General features: G+C 71.0%; 10 protein-coding genes and 2 pseudogenes. 7 read left to right on the top strand and 5 right to left on the bottom strand.

Translation table 11 applies throughout. From position 1 onward, the window contains the following. Nucleotides 1-17: 17 nt before the first annotated feature. Together IEZ19_RS18125 and zapE are read right to left on the bottom strand one after the other, a co-directional pair. Nucleotides 18-1,300 (bottom strand): annotated as a pseudogene (locus IEZ19_RS18125) (SulP family inorganic anion transporter). Between the two features lie 341 nt (nucleotides 1,301-1,641). Next, nucleotides 1,642-2,748, bottom strand: a complete 1,107-nt coding sequence (zapE, locus tag IEZ19_RS18120) for a cell division protein ZapE (protein WP_189312241.1) — start codon at nucleotides 2,746-2,748, stop codon at nucleotides 1,642-1,644. 37 nt (nucleotides 2,749-2,785) lie between these two features. Here zapE and IEZ19_RS18115 point away from each other — a divergent pair, with 37 nt between their 5' ends. From IEZ19_RS18115 to msrB, 4 genes are all read left to right on the top strand, one after another. After that, nucleotides 2,786-3,661 (top strand): pyrimidine reductase family protein, encoded by an 876-nt coding sequence (locus IEZ19_RS18115; protein WP_189312240.1) that lies wholly within the window; start codon nucleotides 2,786-2,788, stop codon nucleotides 3,659-3,661. Between the two features lie 155 nt (nucleotides 3,662-3,816). Beyond that, complete coding sequence (locus IEZ19_RS18110; RefSeq protein ID WP_189312239.1) at nucleotides 3,817-4,290, top strand: indole-3-glycerol phosphate synthase; 474 nt, start codon at nucleotides 3,817-3,819, stop codon at nucleotides 4,288-4,290. A 179-nt stretch (nucleotides 4,291-4,469) separates the two neighbouring features. After that, nucleotides 4,470-5,861, top strand: coding sequence for a UDP-N-acetylmuramate--L-alanine ligase (gene murC / locus IEZ19_RS18105; protein ID WP_189312238.1), 1,392 nt, complete (start codon nucleotides 4,470-4,472; stop codon nucleotides 5,859-5,861). Nucleotides 5,862-5,876: 15 nt separating this feature from the next. Continuing rightward, nucleotides 5,877-6,284, top strand: a complete 408-nt coding sequence (gene msrB / locus IEZ19_RS18100) for a peptide-methionine (R)-S-oxide reductase MsrB (protein WP_189312237.1) — start codon at nucleotides 5,877-5,879, stop codon at nucleotides 6,282-6,284. A gap of 296 nt (nucleotides 6,285-6,580) precedes the next feature. On the opposite strand, the gene IEZ19_RS18095 is transcribed toward msrB, so the two are convergent. Then, nucleotides 6,581-7,735: a site-2 protease family protein gene (locus IEZ19_RS18095; protein ID WP_189312236.1), complete on the bottom strand. Its 1,155-nt coding sequence runs from the start codon at nucleotides 7,733-7,735 to the stop codon at nucleotides 6,581-6,583. A gap of 235 nt (nucleotides 7,736-7,970) precedes the next feature. On the opposite strand from IEZ19_RS18095, the gene IEZ19_RS18090 reads away from it, so the two are divergent. Next, a complete protein-coding gene (locus IEZ19_RS18090; protein WP_189312235.1) occupies nucleotides 7,971-8,267 on the top strand; it encodes a hypothetical protein in 297 nt (98 codons plus the stop codon). 66 nt (nucleotides 8,268-8,333) lie between these two features. Here IEZ19_RS18090 and IEZ19_RS18085 read toward each other — a convergent pair whose 3' ends face one another. Both IEZ19_RS18085 and IEZ19_RS18080 read right to left on the bottom strand, forming a co-directional pair. Next, a complete protein-coding gene (locus IEZ19_RS18085) occupies nucleotides 8,334-8,813 on the bottom strand; it encodes a hypothetical protein (RefSeq protein WP_189312234.1) in 480 nt (159 codons plus the stop codon). Nucleotides 8,814-9,121: 308 nt separating this feature from the next. After that, a complete protein-coding gene (locus tag IEZ19_RS18080; RefSeq protein WP_189312233.1) occupies nucleotides 9,122-11,821 on the bottom strand; it encodes a type 1 periplasmic-binding domain-containing protein in 2,700 nt (899 codons plus the stop codon). A 438-nt stretch (nucleotides 11,822-12,259) separates the two neighbouring features. On the opposite strand from IEZ19_RS18080, the pseudogene IEZ19_RS18075 reads away from it, so the two are divergent. Further along, a pseudogene (locus tag IEZ19_RS18075) lies at nucleotides 12,260-12,409 on the top strand (peptide-methionine (R)-S-oxide reductase); the annotation flags it as partial. Nucleotides 12,410-12,707: 298 nt separating this feature from the next. Continuing rightward, a complete protein-coding gene (locus tag IEZ19_RS18070) occupies nucleotides 12,708-14,024 on the top strand; it encodes a GAF domain-containing SpoIIE family protein phosphatase (protein ID WP_189312232.1) in 1,317 nt (438 codons plus the stop codon). Nucleotides 14,025-14,045: the final 21 nt, after the last annotated feature.

Below are 14,045 nucleotides of genomic sequence, written 5' to 3'. Positions count from 1 at the left end.
GGAGCGGCCCTCTCCGGTTACGCCTGCGTGAGCCGCACCGGCTCGGTTCCCTCCGCGCTGTACCGCGCGGCCCAGGTCTCCAGCGCCGTGCGGCAGGCGTGGTCCAGATGGTGCAGGCCGGACAGGTCGAGCAGGACCGGCCGGTCCTGCGGCAGCGCCTCCAGACTGTCCAGGATCTTCGGAAGCCGCAGGAAGGTCGCGTTGCCCGACAGGTACGCCTCGATGGGACCCGCGCCCTTGTCGACGACCTCCAGCCGGAGGTGCGAGGCCTCCCAGGCCGTCTTGACCACGGCCGGCCCGAGCCCGATGAGCACCCCCTCGAACATGCTCACCGCGACGATCGACACGGCCGTGACGACCAGGGTGCACCAGGACGCCCGCGAGGCCGGTATCGGGATGTGGCCGAGCACGTCCGGCAGGAACACCGCGGACAGCAGCAGCCACACTCCGTGCAGCACGCGCGACGCCTTGGTCCGCGCGCCCGCCTGGACGTCGGCCGCGCTGCGCACGATCACCGCGGTCATCGGCAGCGCGCCCAGCAGCCCGCACACCGTGTTGCCGACGCCTTGCGCGAGCAGTTCCTTGTCGTAGGCCGTACGCGGCCCGTCGTGCAACCGGTCCACGGCCGCCGCGCTGAACAGGGACTCGGCGGACGCGATCAGTGTGAACGCGACGACCGTACCGAGGACGTCCGGGCCCGCGAGTTCGCCGAAGGCGCCGAGCGGGGGCGGCTGGAGCGAGTCGAGCAGTCCCCGCACCTCGACGGTGGCCACGGGCAGCTCGAGGGCCGGTACGGCGACGGCGGCGAGACCGACCGCGACGAGCGGACCGGGCACCGTCCGCACCCTCGCCGGAGCCGGCCGCCACAGCACGAGCACGGCGATCGTGCCCGCGCCCAGGGCGAGCGAGGCCAGTGCACTGCGGTCCCCGAGGGCGTCCGCGAACGCCCCGGTCAGCCCGGTCAGCATGCCCGGTCCGGATGCCGGGGCCTCGGCTGCGAGCATCGAGTACAGCTGTCCGGCCATCAGGACCAGACCGATTCCGGCCAGCATGCCCTCGACGACGGAGACCGATATGGCCCGGAACCAGCGCCCGAGCCGCAGGGCGCCCATCAGGATCTGGAGCACTCCGCCGGCCCGGTGACCAGACCGCCCACGATGCCGGTGACCAGCCCGAGTTCGGCCGGCACACCGGAGGCGACGGCCACGCCCACGCACAACGGGAGCGCGACCAGGAAGACGACGAGAGAGGCGGCGAAGTCCCGCTTCACATGAGGGAAGTCGGGCATGACGGGCTGCATGATGCGTGGCATCCTCCTGGCGCGCCGCCGGGGCGCGTCGGGCGTGCACGACATTCGGTGGGGGTGCGGCAGGCTCCGCGGGATGGGGGGAGCCTTGATTCCAGGCTGAGCCTTGGCCTTCGTGTCACGCACTGTGTGCGCGGATGCGAAGGTTTCCGTGGGCGTGAAGACCGCAGGTCACGCCCTCGCGAGCACCAAGGATCGGTCAACGAATGGTCAAGAGGCGCGTTAACCCTGCAAAGTGCTGTGCAGGGCCGACTCGGCGCTTCTCATGGACAGAAGCGTGAAAAGTGCCGCTGGCGTGGCGCGAACCGCCCCTTGACGGGCGGGAGTCGGATCCGTTATCCGGCTTCGACCAGTCCCTTGGCGTCCCGGGCCAGCGCGGTGAGCCGGGATATCGCGCGGAAGTACTTCTTGCGGTACCCGCCCTTCAGCATCTCCTCGCTGAACAGCCGGTCGAAGGGCAACCCCGAGGCCAGCACGGGGACTTCACGGTCGTAGAGCCGGTCCGCGAGGACCACGAGCCGCAGCGCCGTCGACTGGTCCGGCACCGGCCGGACATCGGTGAGGCACACGGCCGTCAGGCCGTCGGTCAGCGCGCCGTACCGGCTCGGGTGCACCTTGGCCAGGTGCTCCAGCAGATGCGGGAAGTCGTCGAGCGAGGCGCCCGGCGTGGCGTACGCCGCCTTGGTCACCTGCTCGTCCGAGTACGGCGCCGGCGCCTCGGGCAGGCCGCGGTGGCGGTAGTCCTCGCCGTCGATGCGCAGGGTGCGGAAGTGGGCGGACAGGCCCTGGATCTCGCGCAGGAAGTCGGCCGCCGCGAAACGGCCCTCGCCGAGCTTGCCCGGCAGCGTGTTGGAGGTGGCGGCGAGCGCGACACCCGCCTCGACCAGCTTGCCCAGCAGGGTCGACACGAGAACGGTGTCACCGGGGTCGTCGAGCTCGAACTCGTCGATGCACAGCAGACGGTGACCGGACAGGGTCTGCACCGTCTTCTGGAAGCCGAGGGCGCCGACCAGGTTCGTCAGTTCCACGAAGGTGCCGAACGCCTTGAGAGCGGGCTCGGCCGGAGTGGCGTGCCACAGGGAGGCGAGCAGATGGGTCTTGCCGACGCCGTAGCCGCCGTCGAGGTAGACACCGCGCGGTCCGGCCGGCGTCTTCGGGGCCTTGGCCCTGCCGAATCCGAGGAACCCCCGCTTGCCGCCGCCGGTGGCGTGGGCGCCGCCGAGACCGCCTGCGAATCCTTCGAGGACCTGTACGGCCTCGGTCTGGCTGGGCTGGTTCGGGTCCGGGATGTACGTGGCGAAGCGGACCGAGTCGAAGCGGGGCGGCGGCACCATCTCGGCGACCAGCCGGTCCGCGGGGACGTGCGGCTCGCGAGTGCACAGGGACTGGGGGGTCGCTCCGGCTATGGAACGGAGGCCCGACGCGGCGGTGGAGGAGGACACGGTTCCCCATGCTAAGCGCCGTGTCACACTGCACGGCATGCGACGCCTGTTCCCTGTGACCGACGAAACAGCAGCCCAGGCCTCCGGCGGGGGCGCGGAGGAAGAGGGGGTGAGGGGCGTCGGCGGGGTGGCCGGGGCCCTAGGAGCGGGAGGTGCGGGCGGTACCGGCGCTACGGCCGGGCTCGCTGACCGTGAGTGGGGGCTCGACGAGCTGGCCGCCGCCTATGCGTACCCCGAGTCCGCAGCCCGTGAGCCCTGGCTGCGCGGGAACATGGTGTCCACGCTCGACGGTGCCGCCCAGCACGACGGCCGGTCCGCCGGTATCTCCAGCGCGGCCGACATGCGGATCTTCGGCACGCTGAGGGCGCTGGCGGATGTCGTGGTCGTGGGCGCGGAAACGGTACGGCAGGAGGGCTACCGCCCGGCACGCGCGCGTGCGGAATTCGCTGCGGCCCGGGATGCGGCGGGACAGGGGCCGGCGCCGGTGATCGCGGTCGTCAGCGCGAGTCTGGACCTGGACTTCTCGCTCCCGCTGTACACCTCGCCGCTGGTGCCCACCCTGATCCTGACCGGCGCCGCCGCTGCCCCGGACCGTGTCGCCGCGGCCGAGAAGGCGGGCGCGCGGGTGGTGATCGCGGGTGACGGGACCGGGGTGGACCCGGCACGCGCCGTACGGATCCTCGCCGGCCTGGGCCACACCCGGTTGCTCACCGAGGGCGGGCCCCGGCTGCTCGGGCAGTTCGTCGGCGCCGGGGTGCTCGACGAGCTGTGTCTGACCCTCTCTCCGCTGCTCGTCGCGGGCGGGGCGCAGCGGATCTCCGGGGGGCCGTCGGTATCCGTACCCCTGCACTTCGAACTGGTGTCTCTGCTGGAAGAGGCCGGGTTTCTGTTCGGTCGGTACCGTCGGTCCTGAATTAATCGGAATATATCGTTCCGCTTGGCTTCTGCCGGGCACACTAATCTCCGGCAGAACCCGTGCGATCACGGGGCAGGATGGTTTCCGCAGGGCCTGACACGGCCCACGGAGGATTGAGGGCCCGCGGGTCCTCGAAGGAGAATGGGGCGCTGGTGTTCACAAGCGTACTGATGATCGAGAAGGCCCTGACGTCCGCCGACGTGGAGTTCGTCAGCACGTTGCACGGAGACGAGCCCGTCTCGTTCCATGTGCTGCTCCAGCCCCGCGGGGACCAGGCCGACCGGCTGCTGCGGGCCATCGACGACATCGCCCTCGGCGAACTGGACGACGCCGCGCGGGAGGGGGAGACGCCGGAGGGGGCCGCGGCGAAGGAGCCGGCCGAGCAGGCGCTGGCGGTTTCACTGACGGCTCTGCGGGCGGTGGGCAGTCAGGCCGAGGGGAGACTCGTCGAGGATCATCCGCTCGACGCGTTGAAGACGCTCGTGGGGGAGGTCGGGGCGGATGAGGTCATCGTGCTGACCGACCCTCATTACGTGGAGGAGTTCTTCCACCGGGACTGGGCGTCTCGGGCCCGGCACAAGGTGGGGGTGCCGGTGTTGAAGCTGTTCTCGCACAGCAAGGCGTAGCGGTAGGCCCGGACGCCGTCGGGGGTGTGGTGCGATGGCGGGTGCGGGGCCGTCGTGGTCGTTCGCGTCCACGCGGCCGAGCCGCACATCGTTACGGCCCCGCGCCCCTTGCACGGCCCCCGGTGCTGCAGCGCATAGGCTAGGCCTGCTCCGATCGCACCGTACCTGGGGAGACATGCATGGCACCCGGCCTTCCTACCGCCATGGACCGACCGCACTTCATCGGGATCGGCGGGGCCGGGATGTCCGGTATCGCGAAGATCCTCGCGCAGCGTGGAGCCAAGGTGGCCGGCAGTGATGCCAAGGAGTCGGCGACCGCCGAGGCGCTGCGTGCGCTGGGGGTGACCGTGCACATCGGGCACGCCGCCGGGCATCTCGCCGACGACGCCGGCTGTGTCGTCGTGTCGTCGGCGATCCGGGAGGACAATCCGGAGCTCGTCCGTGCGGCGGAGCTGGGCGTTCCCGTGGTGCATCGCTCGGACGCCCTGGCCTCGCTGATGGGCGGTCTGCGGCCGATCGCGGTCGCGGGTACCCACGGCAAGACAACCACGACCTCCATGCTGGCCGTGTCGCTGACCGAGCTGGGGCTGAACCCCTCGTACGCCATCGGCGGCGACCTGGACGCCCCCGGCTCGAACGCCCTGCACGGCGACGGCGAGATCTTCGTCGCCGAGGCCGACGAATCGGACCGCAGCTTCCACAAGTACGCGCCCGAGGTCGCCATCGTCCTCAACGTGGAGCTGGACCACCACGCCAACTACGCCTCGATGGACGAGATCTACGAGTCCTTCGAGACCTTCGCGGGCCGGATCGTGCCCGGCGGCACGCTGGTGATCTCCGCCGATCACGAGGGTGCGCGGGAGCTGACCCGGCGCCTTGCCGGGAAGGTCCGTACGGTGACGTACGGCGAGGCCGAGGACGCCGACGTGCGGGTCCTGTCGGTCGTGCCACAGGGGCTGAAGAGCGAGGTGACCGTTCTTCTGGACGGTTCGGAGCTCACCTTCACCGTGTCGGTCCCGGGCCGGCACTACGCGCACAATGCCGTCGCCGCGCTGGCCGCGGGCGCGGCGCTCGGTGTGCCGGCCGCGGAGCTGGCGCCCGCACTGGCCGCGTACACAGGGGTCAAGCGGCGCCTGCAGCTGAAGGGCGAGGCGGCCGGTGTGCAGGTCGTCGACTCGTACGCGCACCACCCCACTGAGATGACCGCCGACCTGGAGGCGATGCGCGCGGCCGCCGGTGACGCCCGCATCCTGGTCCTCTTCCAGCCGCACCTGTTCTCCCGCACCCAGGAGCTGGGCAAGGAGATGGCCCAGGCGCTGGCCCTGGCGGACGCGTCGGTCGTCCTCGACATCTACCCGGCCCGCGAGGACCCGATCCCCGGCGTCACCAGCGACCTGATCATCGAGGCGGCGCGTGCGGCGGGCGCCGACGTCACGGCCGTACACGACAAGTCCGAGGCCCCCGCCGTGATCGCGGGAATGGCGCGGGTGGGCGATCTCGTTCTCACCATGGGCGCGGGCGACGTGACCGACCTGGGCCCGCTGATTCTGGACCGCCTGTCGGAGCAGTGAAGGGGCTGAAGATCCATGTCGTACGACGTCGACAAGCCGGACGAGCAGTGGCGCGAGGAGCTGACCCCGGCCGAGTACGCCGTGCTGCGCCAAGCCGCCACCGAGCCCGCCTTCACCGGTGAGTACACCGGGACCAAGACCAAGGGCGTCTACTCCTGCCGCGCCTGCGGTGCCGAACTGTTCACCTCGGGCACCAAGTTCGAGTCGCACTGCGGCTGGCCGTCCTTCTACGACCCGAAGGACACCGACGCCGTGGAGGTGATCGAGGACCGTTCGCACGGGATGGTGCGGACCGAGGTGCGGTGTGCCCGGTGCGGATCGCACCTCGGGCACGTGTTCGAGGGGGAGGGGTATCCGACCCCGACCGACCAGCGCTACTGCATCAACAGCATTTCGCTGCGGCTGACGCCGGACGAGGACTGACGCGTACTTCATCGACGGCGCGCCTTCGGGGGTGACCGGGATCGGCTCTATGGCACGTCCTTGAAGGGGCCAAAACCCGGCGTACCGCCCGACTCGTCCGCCGCTACCTGCGACTTTGCCTTGCAAAGGGCCTCTGATCTGGGACGGAGGCCCTTTCGGGTCTTTCGTGGGCTTGCCTCGTTGGGCGGCCAAAAATCCCTCGGAAGTCCCTCGGACAGCGCTGAAAGTCACTGAAAAGTCCCAGCAGTGTGGGGTCGGTGGACGCCTCTGAACTGGATCGGATCGATCAGCGGCGGCTACGGACTGCCCGGAGGCAGGAGTGGCGTCCCGGAGCGCGGGGGAGCTGACCGGCACTGGCGAGCACGGTCGATGTCGTGCGCGGTGACGATCCCGCGCAGCCGGTCGTCCTCCAGGACCAGGACGGGCAGTCCGCTCCCGGTGCCGAGGCGCTCCAGCACGGAGGTCAGCAGTTCGTCCGGTGCGGCGACCGTGCACGCGGACAGCGGGGTCGCGAGGTCCCGTACGCGCACCGACTGCTGCTGCCCGGGCGGCACGTTGGTCAGCCGTCGCAGCCGTACGACACCGCTGGGACGGCCGTCGAAGTCCAGCAACGCCAGCACCGAGCGGCCCGACCGAGGTGCCGTCTCGGACAGGAAGCGGTCCACGGTCAGCCAGTCTCGACCAGTGAGCACCGGACTGGTCATCGCCTCTTCCACCCGCACCCCGCGCAGAGCTGTGACCAGCTCCGCCCACCGTCGTTCGGCCGCGGCGGCACCCCCCACGAACGCGCCGACGATCATCAGCCACAAGCCGCCCGTCATCCCCCTCGCGAACGCCAGCCACCCCACAACGGCCAGCGCGATGCCGACGACCTGCCCGCTGCGCCCGGCCGCCCGCTGAGCCCGCTCGCGGTCCCCCGTACGCCACCACAGTGCCGCCAGGAGCACCCGGCCTCCGTCCAGGGGCGCGGCGGGCAGCAGGTTGAAGACGCCCAGCAGCAGGTTGGTGCCACCGAACCAGCCCAGCACCGCAACCAGAATCCGCCAGCCCGGCGCCGCCTGAACCGCGGCCGCCGCACCCAGCCCGACGCCACCGAGCAACAGGCTGGCGAGCGGCCCGCTGACGGCGACCGTGAAGGCCGCCCGTGCTGTGGTCGGCCGGTCCATGCGGGTCAGGCCACCGAGCGCCCACAGGGTCACGTCACGCACGGACATCCCCGCTCGGCGGGCAGTCAGCGCATGCGCCGCCTCGTGCACCACCAGACTCGCCAGCAACAGCACGGCACCGACCACTCCAGCGACCGCGTACACCACCGGCGCCAGGCCCGGCGCGTATCCGGGCAGTGTCCGGTCGGCCAGTCCGTACGCGAAGAGCAGCATGATCAGCGGCACACTCCAGTGCGCCCGCACCGCCACCCCACGAACACTTCCGAGCCGGACCGTACCCTTCATCGCCATCACCGCCGACAGCCGCATCCGGCGTCTGCACCACCTCTTCAAGTGTCCGCCTCCGGCTCCCGGGACCGGAAACGTCCGATGCCATCAGTGCCGACAGGACCGCGACCCGGAACCCGGCCAGGGATTCTCGGCAGCGCCACGATCGCCACGCAGGCACAAGCGGTGTTTGGGACCTACGGTGGTCGAAGAGGGCCAACCAGGCCGAACCGGGCTCGCGCAGGAGGCGGCGATGGAGGAACACTTTGTCTGGGTGACGACGCGCCGCCTTCGGCCCGGCACCCTGGAGGACTTCGAGAGGGCGTGGCAGCCGGCCCCCTACCCGCAGGCCCTGCGCCGCGCTTTCGCGTACTGGTCCGAGGACGGACAGGAGATCACCGGGGTGTCGTTCTGGGACTCCAAGGAGGCATGCGACTCCTGGCGGGCCTCCGAGCCGGAGGCGCAGCGGCGTGCGGCCATGGCCCCCTACGTCGTCGAGGAGCGGGAGGCCTTCTACCGCGGCCGTGAACTCACCATTCCCCAGCGGTAGCGGCGGGCTGGGTGGCTGGGCGCTGGTTCTGGACTGCGGCTCGTACGTTGTCCTGGACGCCGTGGATCAGCCTGGATGATTCCGGTCGTCACGCCTCCTGGCGGTCAGGCAGTAGGACGTGCTCCCCTCAGAGTTCTCCTCGGGCACCGGAAGCGGCTGCCGACAAGGCGTGGATGTGTCGATCTTCGGTGCGGTTCGGCCGAGCCATTGAGCCGTGGCACTGGCCTCCCCACGGGTCGGCGCGGATACGGCGAGAAGACGGAAGGGGGCAGCGGGCCGCAATTCGACGCACACAACGGGTCTGCCGGGCCGCACGGCCACGAAGTCCATCCCCGCGTGGTGGCTGCGCGTGCCGATGCACCGGGCCCCGGGAATCCAGAGGCCGCGCCGGCGGGCTCCGCGCAGGGCGCGCCACCAGTCGGTTTCGACCGTCACCCGGCACACCGCCGTCAGCGGCACACGCACGTCGCCGCGGCGGGCGGCTGCCTTTTCCCGCCACGACAGGTGTACGACCAGGTCGTCGCCGTCGACGAACATCCGCGCCATCGCTCGCTCCTCCCTCCCACCCTCCCTCGTCCGGATGGGAGCCGGATATCGCGCGGGCATTCCTGGCCGTTCGCCAGGCCGAGGCGGACTTCATCGGCGGCGTGCATCTCCGCGAGCAGCCATGCCGGAGCACGGCGCAGGACCGCCCGCCGTCTTCGGAGACCCGACCATCAACGTCCCTGGAGCATCAGCGCGCGCCGCCCGGTTCCGGGCCCATGCGGACTCCAGCGTCGAGCGCGGCGTGCAGCGCGGATCGTCCGCAGTGCACCGGCGGATCTCGTCGGGGGCGCCGATGAGATGCAACCGCCTCAACGGGAGCACGGCGGTCCCTGCGCGCGGCTCGACGCGCCCTGCTCGTACGCCCCGCACACCACGACGGCCTCCGTCCGGTCCGCGAGCTGGCGGAGCAGGACGAGGGTCTTGTCGACGGGCGGGGCGTTGTTGCCCTGGTCGTAGGAGACGTAGCCGGTGGCACCGTTGAAGGTGACGCCTGCGCCGAGGGCGACGAGGACGGACTCGCGGGAAACGGACTCGTCGCGCAGACGGGCCTGGTCGACCGCCTGGGACAGGACGTGGAACGCGTCGTAGGAGACGGCGGAATGGCCGTCCTGGACCCAGGGGTCGGTGCCCTTCGTGGTGCTCTGCACAAACGCGTTGTAGTCGTCGACGAACTGGCGGGTCTTGTCGCTGACGCGCGGGTCCGAGGCGGGCTGCCGGTGCGCGGAGTAGTACAGACGCAGCCAGTTCTTGTTGTTGAAGGCGCCGGTCTGGGCGACATTGGTGAGTTCGTTGCCGCCGAGGACGGTGATGTCGTCGCCGATGCAGGTGCCCTGGTTGTCCATGGCGTCGATGAAGGCGGTGAAGTCGCGGGCCCGCGCCGACCAGTACACGACGGACTCCGGCTGCTCCTTGAGCGCCTTGCACAGCTGGCGTGCCAGTTCGTCGGCGCTGGACACGCTGGTCGCGCCGGCCGGCGGCGCGGGCTCGAAGTCGCCGTCCTGGTTGAAGTTGAACACCTGGGAGGCGCCGGGGAAGCCGGCGCGGAACTTGTCCGCGAGGCTGCGGCTGTAGAGGTCGGCGGAGCTCTCGATGACGAGGGCGCGGCGGGCGGGGGAGCAGCTGTCGCCGGAGCCGGAGCCGGGGGCGGCCACGATGTTCTGGCCGCTCGCGAAGTCCGCCTCGATCCGTGCCTCGGTGGAGTTGGCCGGGGTGAAGGGCCAGTAGCTGAGGCTGGCGTCGCCGCCCAGCATCTCGTCGGCGGTCGCTGTGGTGCCGATCGTGGGGATCTTTGCGGCGCCGAGCACCTGGAGCGCGTCCCGGGTCTCGTCCCGGCTCTGCGCGTATGCGAGGACGCCGACGACCCTGGCGTAAGCCTCGGCGCTCTGGACACCGGGCTCGTCCCGCACCCGGGCGACGAGCCTCTTCGCCTCCGCCACGGCGTTCGCGAACGCCCGCCCGGTGGGCCGGACTTCGACCCGCAAGCGTACGGCCGAGTCGTTGGACACCGCGTCGTCGAGCACCTTCTTCTGCCACATCGCGATGCCGCGCAGCTCCGGGATAGTGCCGTCGAAGCGCGTCTCGTTCTCGTCTGTCGGCACACTGGAGACGAATGCCACGACGGTCCGCACGGTTCTGCCCTGAGCGGCGGCCTGCTCGGCCCGCTTGTTCTGCTCGTCGATCTCCCGTACGGCAGCCTCGTACCAGCCCTTGGAGTCGACCGGAACGGGGGTGGTCCGCGCGGACTCGGCGACGGACTCGCTGCCGCCGACGCAGCTGTGGTCCACGTCGGGGGTGAGAGCTCTCCGTGTGACCAGGCCCGCGGCGATCAGGGCCACGACGGTCACGCAGGTCACGATTCCGGTGGGGATCGTCCGGCTGAACTTGAACGTGCGCGGAGTGACCTTGCGCAGGTCCAGCCCCGGGCCGGCCATGGCCTCCTCGGTGAAGGTCACCAGGACCGTGGGCTTGTCGCTCTGGCCGAGGTGCTGACTCGCCTGCGCGAACGTGAACTCGTCACGACAGTCCAGGTCCGCCAGCAGGGTCTCGGACGGCTGTCCCACGGCCACGACGAGCGGACCCGGCGGCCCGGCGGTGGCGCGCGCCTCATCCACGGAGCGCAGGAAACGATCGGCGGCACGGGCGCCCGGTGTGCCCGGCGGCGGCAGCTCCACGAGCAGGACCGGGCGGCCCGTCCTGCGCCGTCGGCCGGGCCGGATCCGGCCGATCGCCGGGGTGCGCAAGTCCTCCAGGAGGGCGCGGAACAGGAGCCGGTCGATCTGCTGGAGCGCTTCCTCGTGGTTCGGGTCCCTGCTCAGCTGCGCGCCCCACACGGCGCCCACGGTATCCATCACCCGGAAGAGCTTCTTGCCGCCTCCGGCGATCTTCTCCGCCCCCAGCCATCCCCGCATCACCTTGCGGGACGTCCAGCAGGCCCACAGCCACTTGGGCATCCGCTGCACGAACGAGAGCCAGCTGACCTTCACCAGGAAGCCCGGGAGCCCGCCGAGGCCGAGGTCCGGCGCCTCCGTCTCCCTCCTGGTGAAGCCCAACAGGCCGCCGCGCTGGGCGCGCTGCTCGCTGGCGTACAAGCGCAGGCTCCGCGTCTGCGGGCCCTGTCTCCAGGCGTCCGGATTCCGCCGGATGTACGTGACGAGGTCCCGCATGACGCGGAAGTGCGGGAACCGATCGGGCGTCATGTACTCCGGAGCGCCGGACAACAGCTGGATTCCGGCGGTCTCGGAGAGCAGTGCCGAGTCATCCTCCGGGGGCAGGTGGGCGAACGGCACGAGTTTGCCGTTGTCGTAGAGCGAGGCGCGCAGCGCTCCGACAACACGGTCCACACCGGCCGCGTACCCCGTCTCAGGCACCCGCAGGACGAACAGCGGCGGGCTGGACGCCAGGCTCGACCGGTTCCGGTACTCGGGAGCCACCGCTGTCGGGAACCCGAGGACGAAGTTCACGGCCCGGTCGTCGGGGAAACCCTCGGATCCGCTTCGAGTCGTCGGCACGCAGTCCCCCGCTGGTCGGCACTATTCAACTTCCTGAATATGAAAGGAACTTGAGAGCATACTCGGCGGATTCCGGCTGTCACAACGGGTTGCTGGAAGCGCTTGCGTTTCCTTCACGACTACTCCCCGGGGAAGAGGGGGACCGCATCCGAAGCCTCACAGGTCATCAACTGGCCAGGGCGGTAGGAAGTTTCTTGGCGTTGCGCAGGGGCTGAAGTGAATGCCGTGCACGGGCTAGAACGAGGGCGCCCTGCAGAGTGGCGACGATGTTCGGTCATTTGGCCGGCCTCGACCGAGGCGTGACCGTGTCGGTCCAGATGCGCCACAGGGGCCCGGTCCAGTGCGGCTACTGCGACGCTCACCGCCTGAAAACTCGGGGCCCGACGTCGTCGTGGTCACCCTCGACTAATAGTGATGGCTGGCCGTCCTTCTGCGACTTCGCACGGGATGGTGCGGACCGAGGTGCGGTGTGCCCGGTGCGGATCGCATCTCGGACACACGTTCGAAGGGAAGGGCTGTCCGACCCCGACCGTCCAGCGCTACTGCATCAACTCGACCTCGCTGCGGCTGACGGCCGACAAGGCCTGATCGCCCAGGCGCTCACCGAGCGGCTACGCCGGCGGCCCTGGCCCTGGCCCTGGCCCGGTCAGGGCCGCCGTCAGGTCCTTCACCTCGTATCCGGTGACCTCCCGGCCGAAGGACCCCCTCGTCGAAGTCCTCGACCACGTGAGCGCGCGGACTCGTGCCGCACGTCCACAGGCAGCGGCACCCGAGTTTGCCGGGCGTAGTCCGTCATGCGGCCTGTCGATCGAGAGGCCCGGTCCGTGCTGCCGAAGGGAAGTGCGTGGCTGGTGCTGGGATCGCTCCCGTTTGAGATTCTGTGAGGGTGGCGGGTGTCGCGCGCTGGATCCAGGCCCTGCGGAGACCCGCGGCGGTCGGCGATCGCGGCCCCGGGAACGGGCTCACGGAGGGGGACGGCGCGTCGTCGCGGCTGAAGGGCCTGCGCGCGGTCATGGCCGGGATCGGCACGACCCTCGACGAGGGCACGACGTGCACGGAACTGGTCCGGACCGTCGCGGAGGTGGCCGGCGGCGCGGCGGCCGTGATGCGCCACCTCGGCGAGACGGTCACCGGGTACGAGTCGATCACCGGCGACCCGGACCTGCTGCCCGACGCCCGCTGGGCCGGCGCGGTGGCTCGCGGGAACGCGTCACCCGCGGCCGACCGCCCACCGGAGCCCTGGACGGTCCACCCGGGCGGCGAGGACGCACGGCCCGCACTCTGCGTTCCGCTGATCAGCGGCGAGGTCTCTTACGGCGTGCTGGTCTGCGGCCGGAAGGCCGAACCGTTCACCGGCCCCGAGGCCGAGCTCCTCACCCTCCTCGCCGAACGGGCCGCCTCGCACATCCGGCACGCCCGCGAGTACGACAACGTCAACCGCACCGCCGGCGACCTGCAGCGTGCCCTGCTGGCGGAGCCCGGCCGGCCGCACCCGAACCTGGACGTCGCCATCCGCTATCTGCCGGCGGGCAGCCGCACCCTGGTCGGCGGCGACTGGTGCGAGACCGTACGGCTGCACTTCGGACGCACCCTGCTCGTCGTCGGTGACGTCATGGGGCACGGCCTCGAGGCCGCCGTCGACATGAACGCCTACCGCTCCTCCCTGCGCTACATCGCCTCCGCCGACCTGCCCCCGCACCGGGTGCTGCGCCAGATGGACGACATCGCGTCCGGCGAGGAGGACCGCAGGCCCGCGACCTGCCTGATCGTGCGTGTCGACCCGGCCCGCGGCCAGCTCACGCTCTCCAGTGCCGGGCATCTGCCGCCCGTGCTGATCAGCCGGGAGGGCGAGACCCGGGTGGTCCCCGTGCCGGTCGGGCCGCCGCTGGGGACCGGCTTCGGGGGCTATGAGTCGACCACGCACACCATCGACCGGGACGAGACCCTGGTGCTGTTCACCGACGGGCTCGTGGAGCACCGGGGTGAGGACATCGACGCCTCGCTGGAACGACTTGCCACGCTCGGCTTCGCGACCGCCGCGCCCGTCGACGACATCCTCGAGACGATCCTCAACCGCTTCGACGCCCGGCACGCCGAGGACGACGTAGCGGTGGTGGCGGCCCGCCCGCGTCTGCGCCAGGGCACGGCGGTGCCGGAGGAGGGGGCGGGGGGGGGTGACGGCACGCGCGGCGGCTGTCCGTAGGCCGACCGTCGAGCCGGCTCG

The sequence above is a fragment of the Streptomyces brasiliensis genome (assembly GCF_014647875.1).
Taxonomy (GTDB): domain Bacteria; phylum Actinomycetota; class Actinomycetes; order Streptomycetales; family Streptomycetaceae; genus Streptomyces; species Streptomyces brasiliensis.
This window is presented reverse-complemented; position numbering and strand designations above follow the sequence as displayed.

Excerpts from the sequence above, each read along its gene's own strand:
- IEZ19_RS18085 (WP_189312234.1), bottom strand. The coding sequence starts at position 8,813 with ATGGCGCGGATGTTCGTCGACGGCGACGACCTGGTCGTACACCTGTCG.
- IEZ19_RS18095 (WP_189312236.1), bottom strand. The coding sequence starts at position 7,735 with ATGAAGGGTACGGTCCGGCTCGGAAGTGTTCGTGGGGTGGCGGTGCGG.
- murC (WP_189312238.1), top strand. The coding sequence starts at position 4,470 with ATGGCACCCGGCCTTCCTACCGCCATGGACCGACCGCACTTCATCGGG.
- IEZ19_RS18090 (WP_189312235.1), top strand. The coding sequence starts at position 7,971 with ATGGAGGAACACTTTGTCTGGGTGACGACGCGCCGCCTTCGGCCCGGC.
- IEZ19_RS18115 (WP_189312240.1), top strand. The coding sequence starts at position 2,786 with ATGCGACGCCTGTTCCCTGTGACCGACGAAACAGCAGCCCAGGCCTCC.
- msrB (WP_189312237.1), top strand. The coding sequence starts at position 5,877 with ATGTCGTACGACGTCGACAAGCCGGACGAGCAGTGGCGCGAGGAGCTG.